Source organism: Acetobacterium sp. (assembly GCF_036508315.1).
Taxonomy (GTDB): domain Bacteria; phylum Bacillota; class Clostridia; order Eubacteriales; family Eubacteriaceae; genus Acetobacterium.
This window is the reverse complement of record NZ_DATCHP010000025.1, coordinates 79,548-104,888: the sequence shown is the minus strand read 5'-3', so window position 1 is coordinate 104,888 and position 25,341 is coordinate 79,548. Positions and strand designations below refer to the sequence as shown.

The window sequence follows — 25,341 nt, the reverse complement described above, 5'->3', positions numbered from 1 at the left end:
GCTCGAAGACTATTTAAGAAAATATACGGATGGACTGAAAAAGTTGAAAAAATAGAATTGTCATTATTCAATGACAGTTTTATGTACAACTCTGGACAATAACTTGTAATTAAGTTAGAATTATGTTCAAAAAATAATTGCAGACAATAACTATTATTTATTTGCCACCATCCACTTTACAATAAAATCCGTTTTCAAGGTCATTATCCAATAGCACTTCGCAATCTTCGCAGAGACAGCCTCTTAGTTCATCAATACAATTACTTGGTTCATAGGCGCAAAACAGTGCTTCAGCATGGATTTTATTTTCCATATCTCCAACCCTTAAAATCACATTACCTGGCATGGACTTTATTTTACAGGCAAAAACGTAGCTGGGACACTTCATACATAAACATTTTTTTAGATTTTCCCTTGTTTTTTGGACGATTTTCATAAATAAACCTCTTTCCTCTATTAAGATAAAAAAACGAATTGCAAAATTCTCTGTTTAATTTAAAGTATACCCAAGTTTACATACAAATAAACAAATATAGTGTACAACTGCTCATCGGTACACTATAATTGTTTAAATAATGATCGGTGGTCAAATAAATTTTGAATCGTTATATTAAACAGATTAGTTTATATAATTTAAAAAAAATGGGTGTAAATTCGACATCATTTATGTTAAAATTTACAACAGAGAAAGAAAAATTTTAGGTTGATAGCACTATCTTAATTTAGAGGAGGGTCTTTTGAAAATCATATTATTAGGAGCACCTGGCGTTGGAAAAGGTACACAGGCTGAATTAATTTGTAATTATTTTAAAATACCACATATTTCAACGGGAGATCTATTTCGTTCAAATATAAAAGAAGGTACGGCATTAGGCTTGCAGGTAAACGAATACATCAAAAATGGAAAGTTAGTCCCGGATGATCTTACAGACGCTCTGGTTGAAGACCGGTTAAAAAAAGATGACTGCAAAAATGGATTTTTATTGGATGGATTTCCAAGAGATGGAAATCAGACCAGGGAACTTGATTTATTCTTAAATGCAAAAGGAGAACATATTGATTACGTTTTTTTAATTGATGTTCCTGAGAATATTATAATTGACAGAATTGCCGGAAGAAGAGTCTGCCCAAAATGCGGGGAGAGTTATAATATTAAATATCATCCATCAAAAGTTGGGAATTTATGCCAATTCTGCGGAAGTGAATTAGTTCACAGAGCCGATGATGAAGAACATGTAGTCCTGGAAAGGCTTGCTGTCTATCATAAAATGACCGAACCGATTATTAATTATTATAAGGAGTTAGGGGTTCTGCATCGGATAAAAGGTGAAGAGGACATCGACACTATTTTCAAGAGTATTCTAGCTATTTTAATCAAAGGGGAAAAAATTTGACTGTCTTTGTTTTCGGATGGCAAAAACAGCCAAAGAAATAACTGAACTATCAGATAAGCTTGTCAGTCTATAGGATGTTGCATCTGATTTAAAAAAGACTTGCGATCAATTGGAGTCGTTGCAATAATTTGGTCGATGTATAATAAAAATATGGGACCGTTAAAATTGGTTACTTGCGTATCTCTGACAATAACAACATCACTTAAGATAATATGGCTATATATTGCAGGGTCTTTCTCTACTTCTTCTTCGCTGTTAAAAGGCTTTCCAATGATATAACCATAACTTGTGAGAAACAACATATCTGAATAATTGTTCATTTCGAGATTTCCAAGGATATTAAATTCTTTCAAAGAACATTTTTCTTTTGATAATGTGCTATATTCCATTTTGCTGTCTCCTTTCATATTAATTTCAACCTTCTTAAGCTGATATTACCATTATAGGAGCAAGAGCAAAAAGAAACAAGACAAAAATAAAAACATCAAAGAGGGCGTGCCATTATGTTAGAAGAAATAGAATTATCACAGGCAATTGAAATATTACTTGAAAATAGTCAACCTGTTCAAACCACTGAAATAAAAAGTATTTTAGAAGCACTGTCAAGAATAGCGGCCCAGGATGTTCTTGCGCCGATTGACAACCCGCCATTTGACCGATCACCGATGGATGGATACGCGCTGATTGCTGAGGATTCTATGGGAGCCAGCCGTGAAAAACCAGTAGAGTTAAAGGTTGTTGGCAAGATTTTTGCAGGAGAGTGTTGCGATATAATTTTGAAACCTCATGAGGCCATTCGTATTATGACCGGGGCGATGATCCCCACAGGGGCTAATTGTGTCATTAAGCAGGAATCCACAAATTACGGAGAGAATCTGGTGGAAATTTATGAACCGCTGAAGGCGTATCAGAACTACAGTTATAGAGGTGATGATTTTAAAAAGGGAACTAAACTAGTCTCTGAAGGTGAAAAATTAAACTTTGTTCACCTCGCACTTTTATCTAGTATGGGCTATCCAACCGTAAAGGTCTATCAGATGCCAAAAGTAGCGTTGATTGTTACCGGTGATGAACTAATACATCCCGGCGAAGTATTAGTGAAAGGTAAAATTTTTAACAGTAATCTGTTTTTAATTGGAGGTAGGCTCAAAGAACTTTCAATCAATCCAGTCTACTTGCAACTAGCCGGTGATGATGTCAGCATTGTCACAGAAAAGCTTCAGCAGGCACTGGTAGCAGCTGATTTAGTCATTACAACCGGCGGGGTCTCACTGGGAGAAAAAGATATTTTTCATGAGGTGCTGCCAAAGCTTGGTGCTGATCGGAAGTTCTGGAAAGTTAAGATAAAACCGGGAACGCCGGCAATGTTTTCAACCTATGAAAATAAACCGATACTGAGTTTGTCAGGAAGCCCTTTTGGAGCGCTCACGGCCTTTGAACTTTTAGCCAGGCCAATGCTCGGGAAAATGGCCAGAGATAACTCATTGCTTATGACGGCTGACACAGCAATAATTGAGAATGACTTTTGCAAAAAGAGCAAATGCAAAAGGTTTATCAGAGCAATTTATCATAATGGCAGGGTAAGACTGCCAGAAGGCGGAAATACGACCGGGATGATTGCCTCTATGAAAGACTGCAACTGTCTGCTAGAGATTGAACCGGGAAAAAGTGGATATGAAAAAGGTGACACGGTTAAGATATTGGTATTATAAAAACATCAAACTTATATGTCATGAAAACCCCGGAATGGAGAAGATTATGTCAGAAACCATAGCATATTTTAGCAACATCAATAGGATTGAAAAAGCAAAAAAAAATCAATGTAATTCAAAAGTGGATAAACGAGTCTGAAGATTATTAAAAAAACAGTTAGTAAAAGTGAGGAATTAAAAAATGAAAAATCCTAAAATGCTGGCCATAAGCGGTGTGAAAAATTCAGGAAAAACCACACTGATGACGAAACTCATCCCCGAACTTGTTAAACAGGGTCTGAAAATTGCAACCATCAAGCATGACGGGCATGGTTTTACCGCGGATAGTGAAAATTCAGATTCTTTTCGGCACAAAGCCGCAGGTGCCTATGGTACCGCTGTGCTTTCCGATAGTAAGTATATGCTGGTTAAGGAATTGCCAGAGTGTGATGAAGTTATGGTTTCAGAGTCTTTTCCTGAAGCTGACCTCATTCTTTTAGAAGGATTTAAGCATTCCCCCTATCCAAAGATTGAAATTATAAGATCAGAAAATTCACAAACCAGTATTTGCCAACCAGACACCCTGATTGCCATCGTGAGCGATCTTCCACTTTCTATCCCAGAAGTACCTGTCTTTGGTTTGAATGACATTCATTTAATTGCACAGTTCATATACAAATGGGTTTCCAGGAATTGACAACCACAACCAGGCCGGGTTATCTTTGAAAAAGATTGAGGAATTATTAAACTAAAGAGTTGCGTTTAAGCTTATTAGAATCAAACTGTGCAATAATCAAACTGAGATAAATAAAAAAAATAATTAGAAATGAGAGGAGAATAAAGTGGGTAAAGATAATTTTTTCGAACTTATTGAAGAATACTGTATCATGAAAAACGATAAGAAATGCCTGGCATGTTCTGATGCTTCTAAAATAGCAGCGGAGTTAAAAATAAGTCTCACCGAAGTCGGGAAACTATGTAATGAACATGGAATAAAAATCATGAGTTGTCAGCTTGGCTGTTTCTAAAGCAATAAAATGACTGACCCAATCGAATTAATCGGTGACGTATCATTATTTCTATTCATTTTCACAGTCTTATATAAGAGAGTAAGAATTATTTCTTACTCTTTTCAAATATATTTTGATAATCTTCAGGGGTATTGATGTTTGCCATAACGCTTTTATCATTTTCAACACGAAAAATAGTATAATCATATTCATCAATAAGACGAAAAACTGCGGCGGTACCATTCTTGATTATGGGATAGATCTTTTTATAACTGCTGGCGGGATAAACGCCAATCAAAGGTTCGATTTTACCATTTTGACTAAGTAAGGTGATTTCTTTTCCTTCTTTCTCATGAAAGTCGATTAATGAGAGAACGGTGCTTTCAACAATCTGGGGCACATCCACACAGATAACGAAACAAAATTTGTTTTTAGCAGCTATAAAGCTGGAATACAATCCACCCAGAGGTCCTCGTTCTTTAAATTCATCCATCACCGGTGTGATCGATAGGATTTCAAAGGGATAGCCGGAAACGATTATATCTGTAAATCCCATAGCTCGTGCTTTGGTAATCTGGGTTTCAAGAAATGTGCGACCGTAGAAATCAAGATCAGCTTTGTTAACTCCCATGCGCCTGCTTTTGCCTCCAGCAAGGATAATGTAGGAAAGTTCATTTGGTTTCATCAGGTAGCCTCTTTCGGTAAAGATAATTTCACAAATAACAAGATGGATCATCTCTTATTATAAGGAATAAAAAGTGATTGTGTCAATAGCAATGCGTATGATTGAAAAAGAAATTCTTTTTATAGAACAGCTTAAATTAAAACATGATGGACAGAAAATAGTATAATGATCCTAATAAAAAGGAGAGTTGGTTGAATTTGGATACTTTTTTAAAACAAGTCGTGATTAAAGTCATTGGAGAAAAATCGGATTTTGCGGATGATACTGTTATGACAGAGTATCCTTTGATACTCTATGTCAATGGCAAAGAATTTCAATCCTTTTTTTGTACACCTGGAAACCTTGAAGAGCTGGTAGTAGGATATCTGATTAGCTGTAATATGTTGAATTCTAAGGATGATATTTTAGCTTTAGTAATAAATGAAAAAATGAATAGTGCAAAAATCCGGCTCACTGAACATTTTAAAGGTATTGAAAGAAAACCGCTTTCGGAATCAATGGTTGTTAAAATTCAAACGATCTATCAAATCATGAAGACTAACCTAACGGCATCAACACTTTTCAGAGAAACAGGTGGCGTTCACAGTGTGGCTATTTTTGATAAAGAGAAACCACTTATTATCCTTGAGGATGTCGCACGGCATAATGCAGTGGATAAGATTATTGGTTATTGCGTTTTGAAAAATATTGATTGCAGTAACAAAATCCTGGTTGTAAGCGGGAGGATTTCCGCTAGTATCCTTTCAAAAGCCGATAAAGCAAATATTCCAATTGTTTTGTCTAAGTCAGCACCAACCAGCTTAAGTATTGAACGGGCAAAAGCATCGGGCATAACTTTAGTTGGGTTTATTCGTGGCGAGCGGATGAATATCTATACACATCCAATGCGAATCGATTTAGGAAGTGATACCCTTCAGGCAATCGAAAAAAAAGAATGGATATATTAAAAAAATCTTAAATTCTAATAGGTGCTGAAAGAATTTAAATGAATAATAAAATCCAGTATAAAAAATATAGACATTCCTAATTGATTAGTATATAATAAAGAAAATTATACATAACTTAATAAAAGATTGCTCCGAGCCTTTTTTCCTAAAGCACTGCTATGGATGAAGGCCGATAGGGTTTTAATGGAAACGTTATTGCCTCCATGTTGGGAAGGAGTTAATGCATCTTGGATTATAAAAACGGGGTTTTCTCTGTTTGGATTCAAATCGTATTAAAGAAGGCCAACTTGGCCTTCTTTTTATTTTGCTCTGATGTTATCAAGCATTGGTTCATTTAGGTGTAATTTTCAAACAATGCTAAGAAAGGGTAAACGGTTTCATTTTATCAAATCACAATGCTGTAACCTATTTATAGCTTCCAGACTTAATAAAAGACAAATTTGTAAGACAAATTATTCGAGGAGAAATACTGTATGAAACTTATACCTGTTGAAGAATCCATAGGCATGCTGTTAGCGCATGATATGACGGAAATAATTCCGGGAAAATCAAAATGCGCTGCATTTAAAAAAGGGCACATGATTATAAAAGAAGATATACCAAGGCTTTTAACAATGGGAAAAGAGCATATCGGTATCATAGAATACAAAGAAGGGGACATCCATGAAAATGATGCTGCGACCAGAATGGCAAACGCAGTCGCCGGTCCGGGAATTTTATTTTCTGAACCAGCTGAGGGAAAGGTCAATCTCATTGCTGAATACTCAGGACTTTTAAAAGTAAAATTTGAAGTCCTGTATAAAATAAATAGTATTGATGATCTAATGGTAGTAACTTTACATACAGATCAACTGATTAAAGCTGGTAAAGTCATCGGGGGAACACGGATTATCCCGTTAATTACGGATAGTTTAAAAATTGATGAGATGGAACGACTGTGCAAGAAAAATTTTCCGATAACACAAATTCTTTCACTTAGAAAATTAAAAGTTGGAATTGTTACCACAGGAAGTGAAGTCTATCATAAAAGAATTGAAGATAAATTTGGTCCGGTTATTCGGGAAAAGTTTGACGAATTAGGATGCGAAGTCATCGGGCAAATTTTTTCAACGGATGATGAAGACATGATTACAAAATCAATTAATCAACTCATCGATGAAGGTGCTGAAATTATTACATGCACCGGTGGTATGTCAGTAGATCCTGATGATGTGACACCGTTAGGCATTAGAAATACAGGAGCTGATGTTGTGACTTATGGCGCTCCTACACTGCCTGGAGCGATGTTCATGCTAGCTTACAAGAAAGATATTCCAATAGTTGGCTTACCGGGATGTGTAATGTATGCAAAAAGGACGATTTTCGACCTGGTGATACCGAGAATCGTTGCCGGAGAGAAATTGAAGAAAGAGGATATCATCAGACTTGGGCATGGGGGTTTGTGTATGGTGTGTGATCTCTGTACATTCCCTAATTGCGGATTTGGTAAAGGCGGGCTTTATTAAAATTGATATAGCAGGATTGAAAGCATTATAACAATAATTTAATAGTTAATTAAATGTCAAAAACAGGAGTTGGGAATAAGCTTATTTGAGGCAATCGAACAAGCTCCCAATTTCTGTTTTTATATTAGGAGGCAAAGAAAGTGGATTTAGACAAATTATTAGAGACCGGAAATCGGTGTATTCACAGTGAACCACCCGTATGCAATGCATGTTGTCCAGTTCATTTAGATGTGTTATTATTTATTAAAGAAATAGAAAAAGGTGATTTCAAAAAGGCTTATAAGCTCATGGAAAAAAGGATCCCTTTTGCAAAACTCATCGGCAGGATTTGTGATCACCCTTGCGAGGATGTTTGCGTGAGAAAAGATTTTGGAGGTACTATCCAGATATCTGAGCTTGAAAAGATTGTGATTAATAAGGGATACACACCCCCGAAAAGAACCTTGCCTTTACCTAAAAACAAAGGGAAAGTAGCTATTATTGGTGGCGGCTTAAGCGGTATCACAGCCGCAATTGATCTTGATAGAAAGGGTTTTAATGTTACCATATATGAAAAGTCAAATCGATTGGGAGGAAGACTTTGGGATTTTGAAGGTAACCCCTTTAAAAAAGAGGAAATAGAAGAGGAACTTGAAATATTTGGAAAACAAAAGATTGCAGTAATCCTCGACACAACCATCGATCAAAGTGAGTTAGAAAAATTAACCAAAGAGTTTGATGCTGTTTATTTAGGCACTGGTGATTGGGAAAATGAAATTAAAATCAATCCTGATACATTCCAGGTTGAAGAATCTTCAGTATTTGCCGGAGGCAGACTTTTAGGAAATAATGAATCGATTATTACATCTATAGGCTCAGGGAGAAGAGCGGCAATATCCATTGAACGATATATTACTAAAGTTTCTCTTACCGCCTCAAGGGAAAGAGAAGGCGTGTTTAAATCACTTCTAGAACAGGAAACGAGGGGTGTTGAATGTGCTGAAACGGTAAAGAAGCAATCCGATATTTATACAAATGAAGAAGCAATTGATGAGGCAAAAAGATGCTTGAAATGTCAGAGTGACGAATGTATTAAAGCCTGCAGTCACATGCAGCGGTTTAATATTTCTCCGGATGCCTACATCAGGCAGATCAATCAGAACGAAAGAATTATTCTTGGGACTCATTATGCTAATAAGATGATCAATTCCTGTACAGAGTGTGGACTCTGTAAAGAGGAATGCTTTTTAGACATCAGTATGAAAGATGTGATTCACGAAACCAGGGAAAGCATGGTGGCAAAAGAAAAAATGCCTATATCTACCCATGATTTTGCTTTGAAAGACATGCAGTTCAGTAATAGTGACCGTTTTTCAATGGTCAGGAAGCAACCGAGTAAAGAACAATCAAAGGACTTATTTTACTATCCCGTTTTATCCTTTTCAAAGTATGCACGAGGGCTTTATCGAGGAACCGGAAAGACCGGTTACCTATTTTATCCGGGATGTCAGCTTTCAGCATCACATTCTGAAGTAATCGGAGATATTTATAAATATTTAGTGGGTACCATAAAGGAAGTTCCTGGTGCAGGCGATGTCGGTATGTATCTCGGATGTTGCGGAGCCCCTGCTGATTGGGCTGGGAGACAGGACCTGATGCAGGAAAATGTCCAAAAAATCAGGGATGTCTGGGAAGAAATGGAAAAACCCACCTTTATATTGGCTTGTTCAAGCTGCGTTAATATTTTTGAAAAATATTGTCCTGAAATTAATACAGTTTCCTTATGGGAAATTTTTGATAAATACGGTTTGCCTGAAACAAATATAAAACCAGGAAGACGGGTATTGAATATTCATGATGCATGTGCCACCCGACATAATTCGAAAATTCATGAAAGCATCAGAAATATTACAGAATCATTGGGCTATCAGATAAAAGAATTTGGATATTCTAAAGAACGGACGAAATGTTGTGGTTACGGTGGTTTGGTGTATTATGCAAATAAGGAACAGTCAAACGATTTTGTAAAGGATCGGATTAATGAAAGCACAGAAGATATGCTTGTTTATTGTGCTATGTGTAAAGACCTGTTTGTTGAAGGTGGAAAAACGACCTATCATATTCTTGATTTGATTTATGCAAAAGAGTTAGAGGCAGCCGGGCATAAGAAAATGCCAAGTTTTTCTGAAAGACATCATAATCGGGCAAAGCTGAAGATTGACCTTCTTAAGGAAATATGGAGTGAAGAACAGACCATGAATTTAACAAAAAAATACGATTTCAATTTAATTCTGACCGATGATGTTCTGAAATTAATGGAAGAACGATATATATTAATAGAGGATATTGAAAGTGTTGTTGATAATGCCAGAAAAAATGAAGAATATTTTTTCAATCCTGAGACATCAGATTACCTGGCAAGATTAAGAATTGAAAATGTTACCTATTGGGTAAGATATGCAGAGCAAGATAAAGATATTACTGTAAACAACGTATATAGCCACCGAATGGAAATAGTGGAGGAATCATAATGAATATTGAAAATGGAAAAGAAACACCTTGGGTATGTGGGAAATGTCACAATAAGTTAGAACTGAAAAAGGTAAAAGTTCGTTATTTAGCAGGGAATTTTGAAGTTGAATTAATGAAATGTCCGGTGTGTCATTACGTCCTGATCACCGAGGAATTGGCTCTGGGTAAAATGTTGGGTGTGGAAGAAGGACTGGAGAACAAATAGTGAATGCATGCAATGCTTATGAAAACCCCAACATGAGAGAAGTGACAGGGCAAACACTGAGACCAGGGGGTTTTTCCTTAACCGAAAAGGCAGTGCAATTTTGTGGCATATCCAGTGAAGACAAAGTACTTGATTTAGGCTGTGGAATGGGAGCTACCATTGAGTACCTTTACGAAAAGCATCAGATCAAAGGCATAGGAATGGATCCTTCCGAAAAATTACTGGCGATTGCACGAAATAAAAGTGATTCTTTAGAGTTTATCCTGGGATCAGGAGCCTATTTACCCTTTAAAAAAGAGACTTTCAATTGTGTTTTCGCAGAATGCACCTTATCTTTAATGGCGGATTTAAATGAAACCGCATCCGAGGTTTTTAGGGTATTAAAAAAAAGTGGATATTTTATTATCTCAGATGTGTACGCAAGAAATCCAGAGAATATTAAAGCATTGGAAAACTATTCTTTCAACAGTTGTATGAGAGGTTTACATGATTTGGATCAATTAAAAAGGTCCCTTGAAAGTTGCGGATATGAAATCATGCTCTTTAATGACTGCAGTGATCTTTTAAAAGAATTATTGGTGAAAATTATCTTTTCATATGGCTCAATGGATGTTTTTTGGAGCAAGACAACAAACAATAATGGATGTACCGATGGCTGCCAGTTTCAGGATATTTTGAAAGCCTGCAAGCCGGGATATTTTATGATGATTGCAAAAAAGGAGGACAAAAACAATGGATGAAACAGCTTATCGAATATTACAATTATCAATGGGAGGCTATTGCTGTACCCAAATTATGCTGAAAATGGCCCTGGAAGATGAAGAAAAAGAAAATCCTGATTTGATAAGAGCAGTGAACGGACTGTGCAATGGGATCGGGAATGATCAAAAAACATGTGGCGTCATCATTGGGGGCATTGGAATACTTGGGCTTTATGCCGGTAAAGGAGAACTGCGAGAGTATCCAAAGGAAGGTTATTCCGCAATGATCACTGAATACATGGAGTGGTTTGAAGAAAGTTTTGGAAATACGGATTGTATCGATCTTATCGGGGTAACAAAATTCACAGATGTGAACAGTGACCAGAGTTATATGGTAAAATGCGGGGAGCATCTAGCGAATAGCTACCAAAAGATTCAGGAAATATTAACTGAGCATGGCTATGAATTTGGATCAAGAGAAGAATAAGGAGGTTAATTTTTTATGAATGCCATAGAAAAAACACCTCTGGAAGAATGGATCGGGGTCAATATTGGTCAAAATCCCGGCAGGTTGTCAAGGACAAATCTTGACGAGTATCAGCTTGAAGCGTTGCAGAAAACCATTGGCCATGCTAAAAACAACAGTGCTTTCTACAGGTCATTGCTCAAAGATATTCATTCGGGAGACATTAGTAGTTTATCTGACATAAGCAAGCTGCCGTTTATCAACTCCACGGATATAAGGAATCAGGGCAGCCAAATGATTTGCGTCAAGCAAAGAGAAATTCATCGGATTGTTACTTTGGACACCTCTGGCACCACTGGTACGCCAAAAAGAATTTATTTCTCAAAAGAAGACCAGGAGCTGACCATTGATTTTTTCCATTACGGTATGTCCACCTTTACAGCCCCCGGAGACAAAGTTTTGGTACTCCTACCAGGGAAAGTTCCTGGTAGTATCGGGGACTTATTAAAGATTGGACTTGCTCGAATGGGTGTCGAAGCCTTTATTTATGGGATTGTGGATGATAAGGATGCCGTTATGGATATTATTCTCAATCAGAAGATCAACGGCATTGTGGGAATTCCCCAGCAAATTTTCGCATTAGCAAAAGCCCATGGTTCTGAATTTGTAAAAGCAGCAGCAACATTAAAATTCGTGCTTCTGAGCACCGACTATGTTTCACCATCGATTAGTGAAGCGATTAAAAACAGCTGGGGCTGTCAGGTTTATGAGCATTATGGGATGACTGAAATGGGTCTGGGCGGCGGTGTTTTTTGCAAGGCATTGAAAGGCTATCATCTCAGAGAAGCAGATCTGTTTTTTGAGATTGTGAATCCAGAAACAGGCAGAAACGTACCGGATGGGGAATTCGGTGAAGTTGTTTTCACAACGTTAACAAGAACCGGCATGCCCTTGATAAGGTACAAAACAGGGGATATAAGCCGGTTTTTGACGTCTCCCTGTGCTTGCGGAACCCTTCTGAAAACAATGGATAGTGTCAGTCATCGAATGACAGCTTCTGTCATCCTTGAAAACGGACAGAATTTAACAATGCCAATTCTTGAAGATCTTCTGTTTTCCGTTGATGGTGTTCTGGACTTTGATGCGGAGATTACTTTTAGCGAAGTTGAAGATAAAGTGATCAGTCAGAATAGAGAAGAATGTTTAATAATTTCAATCACTAAAATAGCCGAGTTTGAAAAAGTACAGGAAAATGTCCGGTTGAAAATACAGCAATCATTCCTTAAAGACCTGGTTTTAGCAGGTCGATTAAAAATTAACATCAACCAGCAAAAAAATAAAGAACTGGATATCAAAGCAATCAGAAAACGAAATCTTCTTGATTCCAGAGATAGAAACCGGCATCTATAAAGTTTGGTTAACGGCATCAACAAAAGTCACAGCTGTTAGTTTTTATTGACAGCCAGCAAAAACTGAGAGAGAGAAAAAAATGAGTGATAAAACAAAAAGCATCTGCCCGGTTTGTCATAAAACGATTCCTGCCGTTCGATTGCGAAAGGGCAGGAAAATCTATTTAAATAAAGAATGTGACCTTCATGGGAAGTTCGAAGCATTGCTTTGGGATGAATCACCTGAAATAGGCGACGAAAATCCTTTAGCCGAAAAACGAGACCTGGGCTCGGCCGAACTTTTAGAATGGCAGAATTGGAAAACTGAGGTTGTGAATAATGCTCCAACTGCTTTCGATACCAAAAGCAGTGAAGGATGCCCCCATGATTGTGGCCTCTGTGAAAGCCATGAGCAACAGGCTTGTTGCGTGCTTATCGAAATTACTCAGAATTGTGATCAGAATTGCAACTATTGTTTTGCATCTGCCCATTCTTCCAAAGAAAAGACGGGAGATCTTACCCTTGGGGAAATCAGAGAAATGTACACATCCCTATTAGCAAGAAATAAAGGAAGATCCTTTAATATTCAGCTTTCCGGTGGCGAGCCAACCCTCAGGGAAGATTTGCCCGAGATCATCCGAATGGGAAAGGAAATGGGATTCCCTTATATCCAACTCAACACCAATGGGAGAAGACTGGCTGAAGATAAAGCATATGCCATGAAACTTCATGAAGCAGGACTTTCATCAGTGTTTCTTCAGTTTGATGGGACCAAAGAAGCAATTTATGAAAATATAAGAGGGAAGGCACTACTGTCTGTAAAAGAAACAGCCATTCAGAACTGCGCCGATGCCGAGCTTGGAATTGTTTTAGTTGTTACGGTAGTTCCAGGGGTTAATGACAGCAACCTGGGAGATATTCTCAAATTTGGAATTGAACGACTTCCCTATGTCCGAGGTATTCACTTTCAGCCGGTGAGTTATTTTGGGAGATTTCCCCATCAACCATTGGATGCTGATCGGATCACCATTCCTGAGTTGATTGGTAAACTTGTGGTTCAGTCTGATGATAAACTCAAGATAGATCAGTTTGTTCCTCTGCAGACAGGGCATCCCATGTGTTCCTTCCACGGTAATTTCCTGGTTATGGAAGATGGCAGCCTGATTTCTTTGGCTTCCGACCCGGAGAAATGCGGCTGCGGTTATACTGAAGACTCCATTGAAAGAGCTCGGAATTATATTGCAAAAAAATGGACCTATAAACTTAAGCGGATATCAGATGCAGTCAGCAAAGATTATGACTTTTCATCCTGGGACCACTTATTGGAAAAAATTCATTCTCATGGTTTTAGTATAACGGCAATGGCCTTTCAGGATGCCTGGAATCTGGATCTTGAACGTCTGAAAAAATGCCGGACCCAGGTTGCCGTCAAAGGCAATAAATTGATCCCATTTTGTGCCTATAATATTTTGCACCGACCAGATAGCTGATTTACCAGCCGATTTTAGCAATTTATTTATAGGCAGTTGCAAATGGACCGTGAGATTCGCTGTCTAGTTTTACATGAAACAATTTTTCCACTATACGTCGTACAGTTCGTTGAACTGTTCGCCTATACGTTACAAAATTGTTTTCGCGAAGGCAACGAGCCAATCACAAGCTCGCTTGTAGTTGGCGACTGCCCGCGAACCATAAGAAATTCGCAAAGCGATTTCTTATGGTTATGTAAACTAACATCAAACCAATCTACGGTTATGCTTATAAATCTCGAAATTACCTAAGATTTATTTATAAAAGGGGGAAACATGAAAGAAAAAAAAGTTGCTGCCATTATTCTTGCCGCTGGCCTATCGTCACGAATGGGAAAGTTTAAGGCGTTGCTTCCATTTAACGGCATGCCAACACTCTCTTTTATCATCCGAACAGCAAAACGAGCAGGAATCGAAAACATTATTGTGGTGACAGGACATAATGCTGATCAACTGCAATATATTATCCAAAAAGAAAACGTCACACAGGCTCACAATAACCGTTATATGGAAGGCATGTTTACCTCGGTTCAGACTGGGGTTGCAGCACTAAATTCAGATACCGATGCCTTTTTCTTACTGCCAGTGGATTATCCGTTAATACCACCAAAAGTATTACTTGATTTAATGAAGCTGTATAATGAAAAACCGGATTCTTTTTTTGTACCATGTTTTAATGGCAAAAAAGGCCACCCCCCAATCTTTCCCATGAGTATGGCAAAGACAATTCTGAACAGTGATGGTGAAGGTGGGCTTAAGGCGATTACAAGAAGCCATGAAGATCAAATGGTTAAAGTTGAAACAGAATTTGAAGCGGTTGTTATGGATATGGATACCCCGGAAGATTATCAGGAACTGGTCTCCTATTACAAGAAAAACCAGATACCGGATGAAGCACTTTGCCTGAAGACGTTAGAAAATTATGGGACACCCATGAGGGTACAGAATCATTGCAAAGCAGTTACGCGGTTGGCCACAAAAATTACAAAAGAACTTAATACCCATGGGTTTGAATTGGATGAAAACCTGATTCAAAGCGCAGGACTTTTACATGATATTGTTCGTAAACAACCGAAACATGCCCTTGCCGGCGCACTGATTGCAGAACAGAACGGCTGGTATAAAACTGCTGCATTAATTGAAAATCATATGTTTTATATAAAAGAAGGAAACGTTCCTCCGATTTCGGAACAGGATATATTGTGTCTTGCTGACAAAATGTTCAAAGGTGACGCCTTTATCGCGCTAAGTGAAAGAGCGTTACCCATACTTAAAAAATTTGAAGGTGATGCCATTGCATCGGAGAAAATTAAGGGACGGTTTCAAAAGGCAAATGAACTTAAGGATTTTGTCAGTGGACTCACCGGTAAAACAATGGAAGAGATCTGGGAATCTAAGGATTCAGAGAATCAACCAAAGAAGAAGAGGCGACTGTTTCTGATTCGACACGGTCAGCCCCGGAAACACCGGGAAAAAATATTTCTTGGACAGACGGATGTTGAGTTAAGCAGCCAGGGGGCATTAGAAGCTAAAGATGCAGGGAGAAGATTGCTTGAGATAATGCCAGCAGCCACTAAGATTTACTCCAGCGATCTGAAACGAGCGAGACAAACCGCCGAAATAATTATAAAAGAACTGAAAAAGGATAAAAATGAAAAAGAAATCATACCCATACCGGAATTCAGAGAAATGAATCTTGGTTCCTGGGATGGTTTATTTATAAGTGATATCAAGACACGGTTCCCAAAAGAGTATGAGGAACGCGGAGAAAATCTGCTGGCTTTTAAGATTGATCAGAATTCAGAAAATTATTATGATCTGCGTTATCGGGTAATGAAAAGACTGAACAAGATCCTGGGAGAAGATGAAGAAAATGACATTATCATCGTAGCCCACGCAGGGGTAATCGCAGCGATCCGTAACAGTCTGGAAGGGTTGGATCTTGAGGTCGCAGTATTGATGAAACAAAAATATGGCGAAATCTGCACAATTGAGATTTGAAAGGATATATGATATGGAGAATAGTTATTTAAAATTAGTTCAGGACATGAAATCAAGAAATCAATTGGTGATGATTACCGAACTAAAAACAAATGACCGGTCGGGCACTGCAAGTATAGAAAAAAGTCTCTTAAATAAAGACCAACTGGAGTTGGATAGTATTAATGAAGAGATAAAGAAAAATGCACTGAATGTCCTAAAAACGGGTTTGCCGGAGTTGATAAAAAGCCAGGAAAATGAAATGGTGCTTTATGAGCCTTTTTATTCGGAAGGGCGTCTTATTATTCTTGGTGGTGGACATATAGCCAAACCACTGGCTAAATATGGAGCTGAAATAGGTTTTGAGGTCACCGTAGTAGATGATCGTCCTTCCTTTGCAAATCCTGGCAGGTTTCCGGAAGCCAGCGTTGTTCTTTGTGAAAGTTTTGAACAATGTTTTAAAAAGTTAGAAGTAAATTCTTCGGATTATGTTGTCATTGTCACAAGAGGACATCGGCATGATGCAGTTTGTTTGAGACAAGTATTAGAGTTGTCTCCAGAATATTTAGGGATGATTGGATCGAAACGCCGGGTAAAGAGTTTAATGGAACAGCTTATCGAAGAAGGCTTTGACAAAGAACAACTAAATGAAGTAATTGCACCGATTGGTTTACCAATAGGCGCTATTACTCCTGAAGAAATTGCAATATCAATTATTGCACAAATAATCAGTAAAAAAAGACTCAACCGAACATCTTTGGAAGTTAATAAAAAAAAGCAACAATCCCAATCAGATTTTGATTTTGAAGTGCTGGAAAATCTGGCTAATAATAATGAAGAAAAGTGTGCTATTATTACAGTCGTATCAAAGAAAGGCTCAGTGCCAAGAGGCCCAGGTGCCAAAATGATTGTTTGGCCTGATGGGCGAATTTTAGGAAGTATCGGAGGAGGTTGCAGTGAAGCTGAAGTGATAATAGTTGCCCGTGATCTCATTCATTCCGGAGGGTATGCAATTCAGAAAATCGATATGACCGGATCCGTCGCCGAAGATGAAGGTATGGTTTGTGGTGGAATTATGGAAGTTTTAATAGAAGTATACCCATCATAGCAGATGAAAAGAATATTTATACGATATTTGTAGGTCAGTTTTCAAAAAATTGAAAACTGACCCTTATTTATATACTTTTACAGTCATTGCTTTAAAAACAACATAAAGCAAAGTTCCTTTTTCAATGTTCATTTCTTCCAACGATTTCTTAGTGATCAGTGCTGTTATGAGAATACCAATATCCAGAACAACTTTTGCACTGGACTCATCTTCGATAATCTGTGTGACAATCCCTTTATAGTTATTTCTTGCGCTGCTGATAAACATTTCTGCGCTTAAAATAATGTCTTCCGGGCGAATGTAAATATTAACATCACCATCCAGGTCAGTATTAACATGAATATCAACGGATCCAACCTTTGCAATGGTTTCACCATTTTCAGAAGTGATGGTCGCCTGATAGTTGTTTTCAGAACCTTTGGATTTTAACAGATAAATTTCAAATTGGGCATCCGAAATACGGAGATGCTTTCCTAGGCGATGAGCATCAAGATCTCCCCGCTTTATCATTTCATAAACCGTATTTTTTGTGATCTTAAGTTTATTGGCAATTTCCTCTGGTGTGTACAAAATATCTTGATTCATTTGAGTTACCTTCTTTACTAATTTACTTTAATATTCTGGATAAAATAATAGCAGCCAGGACAATTTAAGGGTGGAATAATCCCGTTTTTGTCACATAATCTGACATTGCTTTTTAAATAAACATATATTTATTTAATTTGACTTTGATTATAACATTATGTATAATTAAAAACAATAAACATTTTGAAACATAATGAAACAAAACAAAACAAAATGAAAGAGGAGAAAAGAAATGAAGCTGTTTAAAAGAGAAATTATTCTATTTGCGATGTTGACAATTGTTTTTGCAATGACTGGTTGCCAAACAAGCACCGCTCCCACTGACACGAGTTCTAACATAAGCGGAGATATCACAGTATCTGCTGCTGCAAGCTTAAAAGATGCTATGACGGAAATTCAAACGCTATACAAGAATGAACAGCCAAATACAAACTTGATCGTTAATTTTGGAGCATCAGGAGCACTTGCTCAACAAATACAGCAAGGTGCGGCAGTGGATGTCTTTGTTTCGGCATCAACCAAAGATATGACGACGCTAAAGGATGCTCAGTTGTTGGACTACACGACTCTAAAAAATTTACTGGGTAATGAAGTGGTTTTGATAGTTCCAAAAGATTCAACAACCTCTATTAATTCATTTGAACAAGTGATTGATCCTTCAATTACAAAACTTGGGTTGGGAGAACCAACTACGGTACCCGCGGGGCAATATGCCGTTGACGTTTTTACATTCTATAATATGATGGATCAAATAAAGGATAAAATTGTCTATGGTAAAGATGTCAAAGAAGTGTTAACATGGGTAGAAACAGGAAATGTGGATGCAGGCGTTGTTTATTCCACAGATGCTAAAGCATCAAGTGCAGTAAAGGTTGTTGCTATGGCCCCAGCCGATTCACATAAACCCATTATTTATCCTGCAGCTGTGATTAAAGCCAGCAAAAATCAGGAAGCTGCCAAAGATTTTAATGATTTTTTAAGCAGTGATGCCGCAAAAGCAGTTTTTGTTAAATATGGTTTTACCACCCTATAAATAGAATGGAGTGATCGCTATCAATTTTGATTTATCCCCAGCATGGATTTCTATAAAGATTACACTAACGGCAACAACGATCATATTCTTCATAGGACTTACCACTGCCTGGCTTATGACAAATTACAAAGGTAAATGGAAAGGTTTGATTGATGGCATTTTGACTCTACCGCTTGTTTTACCACCGACAGTAGCTGGATTTGGTATTTTGCTATTGATTGGTAAGAATGGCCCAGTTGGCAATTTCTTGAACATATTTGGTGTGAATATTATTTTTACCTGGTATGCGGCGGTCATTGCTGCCATTGTTGTTGCGTTTCCATTGATGTATAAAACATCAATGGGAGCGTTTGAACAAATTGATTCAAATATTTTAAGTGCAGCCAGGACCTTAGGTGCTTCGGAGTGGAAGGTTTTCTGGCGGGTGGCAGTTCCTGTGGCCTGGCCTGGAATAGCTGCGGCAACTGCGCTTTCCTTTGCACGATGCTTGGGAGAATTCGGTGCAACACTCATGGTTGCAGGGAGTATTCCAGGTAAGACAGAAACTATTCCCATTTCTATTTATTTTGCTACTCAAGGTGGAGATATGGAAACTGCACTTATCTGGGTACTGATTATTTTCGGAATTTCACTCACAGTCCTTGTATTAATGAACTACTGGAATAGTTACAAAAGCAAAGCACGATATGGTGCCGGAGAGTGAAAAAATGGATTTTTATGTAGAGATAAAAAAGAAGTTTCGAGGATTCAAGCTTGATGTTCAGTTACATTCCGAGCATGATATTATTGGTATTTTAGGTGCCTCTGGTTCAGGAAAAAGCATGCTTTTGCGTTGTATTTCAGGATTAGTGAAGCCGGATGAAGGTAAGATTATCGTTAATGGCAAAACATTTTTTGACTCAGCCGAAAAAATCAATCTATCGATGAGAGATCGAAAGGTTGGTTTTTTATTTCAAAACTATGCGCTTTTTCCCAATATGACCATTGAGCAGAATATTGCTTTTGGGTTGGATAAACTATCAAAACAGGATCGAAAGAATAAAATTGCAAGATTATTGGAAAAGTATCATCTTAATAATATTGAGAAGCGTTATCCAAACCAAATTTCAGGTGGGCAACAGCAACGTGTTGCCCTTGCCAGAGCAGTGGCCTACGACCCCGATATTCTATTACTGGATGAACCTTTTTCAGCACTGGATGTGCACCTGAGAAATCACATGATGAGAGAAATGTCGGATTCCTTAAAAGAATTTCCGGGCATGACCCTTTTTGTGACCCATAACAGGGAAGAAGTTTATCGCCTATGCGACCATATAGCAGTATTTAATGCAGGAAAAGTTGATGTATTTGGAGAGAAAGATGAATTGTTTCAAAGACCACAGACACTGGAAGCAGCAAAAATTACGGGATGTAAAAACATTGTTAAAGCAATAAGGAAAACAGAAAATACAGCTGATATTCCAACTTGGGGTATTCATCTTAAAACCAGCATGAATATAGAGCCTGAGAATGGTTATATTGGGATTAGAGCTAATCACATAAGGATAGTAGAGGATGATACAGAAGAAAATTGCTTTAAAGCCTGGATCGCAGATGAAAGTGATGGACCATTTCGGGTATCATTATATTTGAAAATTGGATCAAAACCGGAAAAACTTGATGACTTTCATGTTCAATGTGAAATGAGTAAGGAAAAACGAAGCGAAATAAAAAGCGTTTCTGAACCTATTTTTATTTATATGAATCCGGATCATGTCTTTTTCTGTTCATAAGTAATAGTTTCTATTCACAATCAATAGCCTTGTTTTCGGCTAAATTAGGAAGATCCTCTGCATTATGCAGGGGGTCTTTTATAGGTTAAATAAGAAAAAAGGTTTACCTGTTTTTGTTTTGGGTATATAATGACTATGCTAGAGATAGCTAATAAGAAAAAAAAGGGGAGAAAATTTATGAAGAAGAAAGTAATTCTCGTATCATTAATTGTACTTGCGACGTTAATGGTAGGCTGCGCTCAAACTCCAGCCACAACAGAAACTAAAACGAGTACAGGAACATCAACAGACGTGGTTACCACAGCCTCAGTAGTTAATACTAATGCTGCTTTTGAAACCGCTATCAGCCCACAAGGAACATGGATTATTGCAACACTGAATGATTTAACATTTACCAATGACCTTACCCTTGATGGTGTGTTTGTAAACGGTAAAAAAGATGCTGATGGTAACGATGTTACTCAGAGAAAAATAGCAGCTTATGCCCAGGATGATGCCCGGAATGTTACTGCAAGATATTCAATCACAGCTCCAAAATTAACAATTCTTAGCCCGAACGCTAGTTTTGAACATGGAACTTTTGTAGGTGATATGTATGTTTCAGTTGCTAACTTCCAATTGAAGGATGCTAAAGTTGACGGAAACGTGTATTTTACTACTCCAGAAGCACAATCAACATTTGTAATGGATGCAACAAGTTCAGTTACCGGAGTCCAGGAATTACAGTAGCAATGAAATAGTTGAAAATTTCATAACAAAATTTTTGAAAACCCCTAAATTGAAGCTTTTAAACTAAATCAATTTAGGGGTTTTCATCTATTGAAAAATAAGGAAAACAACATTAACATCCCCAAAATTGTTTTCTCAGGAATCATCGATATTAATAGTGCTTTTAAAGGGTTAATGTTATTCCATATTTAATATTTTCAAATAAATTCCGAAATAGCCAAACTAAGGAGGTTTATTATGGATAAGAATATTGTCATTTTAGGTGCCGGATATTCTGGCGTATTAACTGCAAAAAAACTTGCAAAGCGATTTAAAAAAGAATCGGATATCAAAATAACTTTAATTGACAAAAAAGGATATCACACAATGCTCACTGAGCTGCACGAGGTTGCAGCAAACCGTGTGGAAGAGGATAGTATCAGAATCAGCTTGAAGCGTATTTTTGAAGGCCGAAAGGTTGATTTTAAAATTGATACGATTACAAACATAGATTATGACAAGAAAACAATAACCGGGGAAAATAACAGCTACAAATATGACTATCTCGTTCTTGCAACCGGATCGCAGCCGACTTTTTTTGGAGTGACCGGGGCAGCGGAGTTTGCGTATAAGCTATGGTCCTATGAAGATGCCATTAGGATTAAAGAACATATTTTTGAAATGTTCATAAAAGCGATTCAGGAAACAGATCCAAAGAAAAAGGAGAAGCTGCTTAGCTTTTATGTAATAGGTGCTGGATTCACCGGTATTGAAATGGTCGGGGAGCTTGCAGAGTGGGTTCCAATTCTTTGTGATCAATTTGAAATTGATCGGGAAATGGTGAAAATAGTCGTTGTTGATATCCTGGAAAGAGTTGTGCCAATATTACCTGAAAAGCTCTCCGCAAAAGCAAAGAGACGATTAGAAAAAATGGGCGTTACAGTCATGTTAAAAACTGGGATTGATGCTATTGCAGAAGGGTTAATAAGCCTTAAACAGGGTGAACAGAAAATAAAGCGTGAAACAGAAACCGTCATATGGACTGCAGGCATTGAAAGTTCGGAAATTGCGAAGAAGTCAGTTCAATTGGAACAGGTTGGAAGAGGTCGGATTAAAACCGATGAATTCTTACAGGCTGAAGGACGAAGTGATGTTTTTATTGCAGGGGATAATATGTATTTTGTTCCAGCAGGACAGAAACTCCCGGTGCCGCAAATGGTTGAAAACTGTGAACAATCTGCTGCAACCGTAGCCAATAATTTATCCAGTGCAGTCACCGGCAAAGGGGAAATGAAAAAGTACGATCCTAAGTTCCATGGCGTTATGGTCAGTATTGGAGGACGTTACGGCATTTCTTATGTTGGTACCCAAAATAAAAAAATTGCATTGCCCTCATTTCTCTCTCAATTTGTAAAGCATTTTATAAATATCGTTTATTTTATACAAATTTTAGGATGGAATAAAGTCTTTAGTTATTTGTATCATGAGTTTTTTACCATCAGACATCGTCGCAGCTTTGTCGGCGGGCATTTTTCAAACCGAACCCCTAGCTTTTTATTAGTACCGCTCCGGGTCTTTTTAGGTGCTTTCTGGGTGTGGGAAGGTGTGAAAAAAATTAATGATGGATGGCTTCAAACGCCGAAGCTTACGGCGTTCTTTAAAGGCGCAAATGATTTATTCAACCAAATTGTAACTGTCCCTCATGGAACTGAGGCAGTTTCAAGTGGGACTGTAGCTGCAGCAAGCAGTGCCCCGGCAGCCGCCGGCAACTTGATTCTTAATTGGAATATACTAGGTCTCTTTAATGTTATGGTTATCCATACCACTGATATAGCCATTAAATTCCAGGTCGGTTTGATGGATTGGTTTAATAACGCATTCATACTAAGCAGCGGCAGCTCAGAAGTGTTCTTTCAGACATTGATCGTCTATTCTGAAATAATTGTGGGTTTGCTGCTCATAGCAGGACTCTTTACAACATTATCATCGCTTTACTCCATTGTTCTCCAGGGTCTATTTGTTTCGACAACCGGACTTTACCTGAGTACATGGTGGATGGTATTTGCATCAGTAGCTGTTCTTTTTGGAGGAGGAGCGGTATTCGGTCTCGATTATTATGTAATGCCCTGGCTAAAAAAACATTACAAGAATCTTAAAATCGTCAGGAAACTGTACATATATAATGATTGATAATAAGTTATCCGAAAAAGTTGAATACAACCTTTCACTTGAAGCAGTGCAAGGTGTGATTAATCAGAATTTATTACAGACAGACGAAATATTTTCAGAGATAATGCAACACTTAACACAAGAAAATGGTAAGAATTTAAGAGCAATGTTGTTGCTTGTGACATCAACTGACGAGGATGGTTTTGTTCCTCAAAATGCTGTTGTTGCAGCAGCAGCATTGGAAATATTGCACCTTGCGACGTTGGTACATGATGACATTATTGATGAGGCCGGAACAAGACGAGGTCAATTAAGTGTTCAAAGCAGATTTGGAAAAAAGCAGGCTGTCATTTGTGGTGATTTTCTTTTTTGCCAGTGCTTTTCCATGGTGTCAGAAATGTCAGCCGATTATCCGAATCGGTTAAAAGAATTTTCCGGAGCAATGACAAAAATTTGTATCGGTGAATTACGTCAATTTAAGCACAATGCGGATACTGATTTAAGCGTTCGTAAATACCTTGAAATAATTGCGGGAAAAACTTCAGCGCTTTTTTCACTGGCAATGTACTCCGGAGCGATTCTAAATGAAGACAACGAAAAAGATGCCCGTTTCATGGGACGTATTGGTTTTAGAATGGGTATGATATTTCAGATTTTAGATGATTGCGCTGACTATGAAGGCAATTTTGAAGTTGCCAAAAAATCGGTCAAACATGACCTGGCTGAAGATGTCATAACACTGCCTCTTATCTATGCTTTTTTTAAGAAACCCGAGCTTAAAGCTCAGATTCGAAATAAAAAATTATCAATAGCAGAACTTAACGAAATAATAACCGAGGTTAAAAACCTTGGTGGGGTAACCATGGCTTTAGACCTGGCTGAAAAATATTATTTGAAAACAAAAAAAATGATTGACTTACTTCCAGATCACAAGAAACGTTTATTAATCGACGAGATACTCGAAAAAATATGGAAAAGTGGTAAATAGAATGCAATGAATAGTATAAAGGGATTTTTAAAATACGTAGAGATTCAAACAAAGATTGCAAGTCTGTTACCTTTTTTACTGGGCTTATTTTATGTCCTATATGTCTACGGTCAGTTAAATGTAATCAATACCTTGTTATTTTTTACTTCGATGCTATTTTTTGATATGGCAACGACAGCACTCAATAATTATATTGATATAAAAACAAATGGCAAGCAGCTGCAATTTTCTAAAAAAACAGCAAAACGCATATTTTTTATATTATTGATCTTAGCAATGCTGGCAGGACTTTTGCTTGTTTTAAATACCGGCTTGATTGTTCTATTTTGCGGAGCTCTTTGCTTCGCAGTCGGCATATTCTATACCTTTGGTCCTGCTCCTATTTCACGTATGCCTTTGGGCGAAATATTCTCAGGCTTTTTTATGGGCTTTTTTATTCCGTTTTTGGTTGTTTATATTAATGCTCCAGGGGACAGCCTTGTTTACTTCTCCTTGAATAACTGGGTGTTACAGCTTTGGTTTAATCTGGAGGGTTTAGCCAAACTTTTTATTATTACGATACCGGCAATTTGTGGTATTGCAAATATTATGCTTGCCAATAATATCTGTGATGTGGATGAAGACATTAAAGTAAACCGTTTTACATTGCCTCACTATATTGGGAATAAAAATGCACTGAATCTGTTTGCAGGGTTGTATTACCTTTCATTTGCAGCAGTGATTCTGATTGCGGTCTTTAAAATACTGCCGCTTTATGTGCTGCTGGTACTGGTCACTTTATTTTTCGTTCAAAAAAATATCGCGGTTTTTAGAAAGCTGCAGTCAAAAGAAAAAACCTTTGCACTCAGTGTACAAAACTTAGTGCTGATATTACTGCCATTTGTTGTGGTTATGGTTATTGCGTTGATAATTCGTTATCTTAATATACTTTGGTTGGTTCAAAAATACTAGCGAGAATTGAAAAAC

25 protein-coding genes and 1 riboswitch are annotated in these 25,341 nt (G+C 37.6%); of the genes, 21 read left to right on the top strand and 4 right to left on the bottom strand.

The features are described 5' to 3' along the window. Positions 1-157: 157 nt before the first annotated feature. Positions 158-436, bottom strand: a complete 279-nt coding sequence (locus VIK44_RS03195) for a DUF2769 domain-containing protein (RefSeq protein ID WP_331552396.1) — start codon at positions 434-436, stop codon at positions 158-160. A gap of 301 nt (positions 437-737) precedes the next feature. Between VIK44_RS03195 and VIK44_RS03190 the strand changes: the two genes are divergently transcribed. Further along, positions 738-1,394 (top strand): adenylate kinase, encoded by a 657-nt coding sequence (locus VIK44_RS03190; RefSeq protein ID WP_331552395.1) that lies wholly within the window; start codon positions 738-740, stop codon positions 1,392-1,394. A 62-nt stretch (positions 1,395-1,456) separates the two neighbouring features. On the opposite strand, the gene VIK44_RS03185 is transcribed toward VIK44_RS03190, so the two are convergent. Further along, the gene (locus VIK44_RS03185) at positions 1,457-1,783 is read right to left on the bottom strand and encodes a hypothetical protein (protein ID WP_331552394.1); all 327 of its coding nucleotides are present in this window, start codon (positions 1,781-1,783) and stop codon (positions 1,457-1,459) included. Positions 1,784-1,897: 114 nt separating this feature from the next. On the opposite strand from VIK44_RS03185, the gene glp reads away from it, so the two are divergent. From glp to VIK44_RS03170, 3 genes are all read left to right on the top strand, one after another. Next, a complete protein-coding gene (gene glp, locus VIK44_RS03180) occupies positions 1,898-3,106 on the top strand; it encodes a gephyrin-like molybdotransferase Glp (RefSeq protein WP_331552393.1) in 1,209 nt (402 codons plus the stop codon). Between the two features lie 181 nt (positions 3,107-3,287). Continuing rightward, the gene (gene mobB / locus VIK44_RS03175; protein ID WP_331552392.1) at positions 3,288-3,782 is read left to right on the top strand and encodes a molybdopterin-guanine dinucleotide biosynthesis protein B; all 495 of its coding nucleotides are present in this window, start codon (positions 3,288-3,290) and stop codon (positions 3,780-3,782) included. Positions 3,783-3,927: 145 nt separating this feature from the next. After that, entirely contained in the window at positions 3,928-4,113 is a 186-nt protein-coding gene (locus VIK44_RS03170; RefSeq protein ID WP_331552391.1) for a hypothetical protein, read from the top strand. 88 nt (positions 4,114-4,201) lie between these two features. Here the strand turns inward: VIK44_RS03170 and mobA are convergent, their stop codons facing one another. Then, positions 4,202-4,780 (bottom strand): molybdenum cofactor guanylyltransferase, encoded by a 579-nt coding sequence (mobA, locus tag VIK44_RS03165; RefSeq protein WP_331552390.1) that lies wholly within the window; start codon positions 4,778-4,780, stop codon positions 4,202-4,204. Between the two features lie 191 nt (positions 4,781-4,971). Between mobA and fdhD the strand changes: the two genes are divergently transcribed. From fdhD to VIK44_RS03115, 10 genes are all read left to right on the top strand, one after another. Then, positions 4,972-5,727, top strand: coding sequence for a formate dehydrogenase accessory sulfurtransferase FdhD (gene fdhD, locus VIK44_RS03160; RefSeq protein WP_331552389.1), 756 nt, complete (start codon positions 4,972-4,974; stop codon positions 5,725-5,727). Positions 5,728-5,844: 117 nt separating this feature from the next. Next, a riboswitch (molybdenum cofactor riboswitch) is annotated at positions 5,845-5,960 on the top strand. A gap of 240 nt (positions 5,961-6,200) precedes the next feature. Beyond that, complete coding sequence (locus tag VIK44_RS03155; RefSeq protein ID WP_331552388.1) at positions 6,201-7,232, top strand: molybdopterin-binding protein; 1,032 nt, start codon at positions 6,201-6,203, stop codon at positions 7,230-7,232. 140 nt (positions 7,233-7,372) lie between these two features. Next, positions 7,373-9,742 (top strand): pyridine nucleotide-disulfide oxidoreductase/dicluster-binding protein, encoded by a 2,370-nt coding sequence (locus VIK44_RS03150; RefSeq protein WP_331552387.1) that lies wholly within the window; start codon positions 7,373-7,375, stop codon positions 9,740-9,742. Next, the gene (locus VIK44_RS03145) at positions 9,742-9,948 is read left to right on the top strand and encodes a DVU_1557 family redox protein (RefSeq protein ID WP_331552386.1); all 207 of its coding nucleotides are present in this window, start codon (positions 9,742-9,744) and stop codon (positions 9,946-9,948) included. The genes VIK44_RS03150 and VIK44_RS03145 overlap by 1 nt, the downstream gene beginning before the upstream one ends. Continuing rightward, positions 9,948-10,688 carry a DVU_1556 family methyltransferase gene (gene trsM, locus VIK44_RS03140; RefSeq protein WP_331552385.1) on the top strand — a complete coding sequence of 247 codons (741 nt, stop codon included), beginning with the start codon at positions 9,948-9,950 and terminating at the stop codon, positions 10,686-10,688. Before VIK44_RS03145 ends, trsM begins: the two co-directional genes overlap by 1 nt. Continuing rightward, positions 10,681-11,136 (top strand): DVU_1555 family C-GCAxxG-C-C protein, encoded by a 456-nt coding sequence (locus tag VIK44_RS03135; RefSeq protein ID WP_331552384.1) that lies wholly within the window; start codon positions 10,681-10,683, stop codon positions 11,134-11,136. The genes trsM and VIK44_RS03135 overlap by 8 nt, the downstream gene beginning before the upstream one ends. Positions 11,137-11,151: 15 nt before the next feature. After that, positions 11,152-12,525, top strand: a complete 1,374-nt coding sequence (locus VIK44_RS03130) for a DVU_1553 family AMP-dependent CoA ligase (RefSeq protein ID WP_331552383.1) — start codon at positions 11,152-11,154, stop codon at positions 12,523-12,525. Between the two features lie 79 nt (positions 12,526-12,604). Continuing rightward, the gene (trsS, locus tag VIK44_RS03125; protein ID WP_331552382.1) at positions 12,605-13,993 is read left to right on the top strand and encodes a radical SAM (seleno)protein TrsS; all 1,389 of its coding nucleotides are present in this window, start codon (positions 12,605-12,607) and stop codon (positions 13,991-13,993) included. A gap of 315 nt (positions 13,994-14,308) precedes the next feature. Continuing rightward, positions 14,309-16,033 (top strand): DVU_1551 family NTP transferase, encoded by a 1,725-nt coding sequence (locus VIK44_RS03120; RefSeq protein WP_331552381.1) that lies wholly within the window; start codon positions 14,309-14,311, stop codon positions 16,031-16,033. A 13-nt stretch (positions 16,034-16,046) separates the two neighbouring features. Then, positions 16,047-17,120, top strand: a complete 1,074-nt coding sequence (locus tag VIK44_RS03115; protein WP_331552380.1) for an XdhC/CoxI family protein — start codon at positions 16,047-16,049, stop codon at positions 17,118-17,120. Positions 17,121-17,183: 63 nt separating this feature from the next. Here the strand turns inward: VIK44_RS03115 and VIK44_RS03110 are convergent, their stop codons facing one another. Continuing rightward, positions 17,184-17,705 (bottom strand): excisionase family DNA-binding protein, encoded by a 522-nt coding sequence (locus tag VIK44_RS03110; RefSeq protein ID WP_331552379.1) that lies wholly within the window; start codon positions 17,703-17,705, stop codon positions 17,184-17,186. Between the two features lie 232 nt (positions 17,706-17,937). Here VIK44_RS03110 and modA point away from each other — a divergent pair, with 232 nt between their 5' ends. The 7 genes from modA (at position 17,938) to VIK44_RS03075 (ending at position 25,326) form a co-directional block, all read left to right on the top strand. Continuing rightward, a complete protein-coding gene (gene modA, locus VIK44_RS03105; RefSeq protein WP_331552378.1) occupies positions 17,938-18,738 on the top strand; it encodes a molybdate ABC transporter substrate-binding protein in 801 nt (266 codons plus the stop codon). A 19-nt stretch (positions 18,739-18,757) separates the two neighbouring features. Continuing rightward, complete coding sequence (gene modB / locus VIK44_RS03100) at positions 18,758-19,441, top strand: molybdate ABC transporter permease subunit (protein ID WP_331552452.1); 684 nt, start codon at positions 18,758-18,760, stop codon at positions 19,439-19,441. Between the two features lie 4 nt (positions 19,442-19,445). Further along, complete coding sequence (locus VIK44_RS03095; protein WP_331552377.1) at positions 19,446-20,510, top strand: sulfate/molybdate ABC transporter ATP-binding protein; 1,065 nt, start codon at positions 19,446-19,448, stop codon at positions 20,508-20,510. Positions 20,511-20,687: 177 nt separating this feature from the next. Then, positions 20,688-21,239 (top strand): hypothetical protein, encoded by a 552-nt coding sequence (locus tag VIK44_RS03090; RefSeq protein WP_331552376.1) that lies wholly within the window; start codon positions 20,688-20,690, stop codon positions 21,237-21,239. A gap of 237 nt (positions 21,240-21,476) precedes the next feature. Further along, complete coding sequence (locus VIK44_RS03085; protein WP_331552375.1) at positions 21,477-23,408, top strand: FAD-dependent oxidoreductase; 1,932 nt, start codon at positions 21,477-21,479, stop codon at positions 23,406-23,408. Continuing rightward, entirely contained in the window at positions 23,401-24,375 is a 975-nt protein-coding gene (locus VIK44_RS03080) for a polyprenyl synthetase family protein (RefSeq protein WP_331552374.1), read from the top strand. Before VIK44_RS03085 ends, VIK44_RS03080 begins: the two co-directional genes overlap by 8 nt. 6 nt (positions 24,376-24,381) lie before the next feature. Continuing rightward, positions 24,382-25,326, top strand: a complete 945-nt coding sequence (locus tag VIK44_RS03075) for a 1,4-dihydroxy-2-naphthoate polyprenyltransferase (protein ID WP_331552373.1) — start codon at positions 24,382-24,384, stop codon at positions 25,324-25,326. The last annotated feature ends 15 nt before the right edge of the window (positions 25,327-25,341 follow it).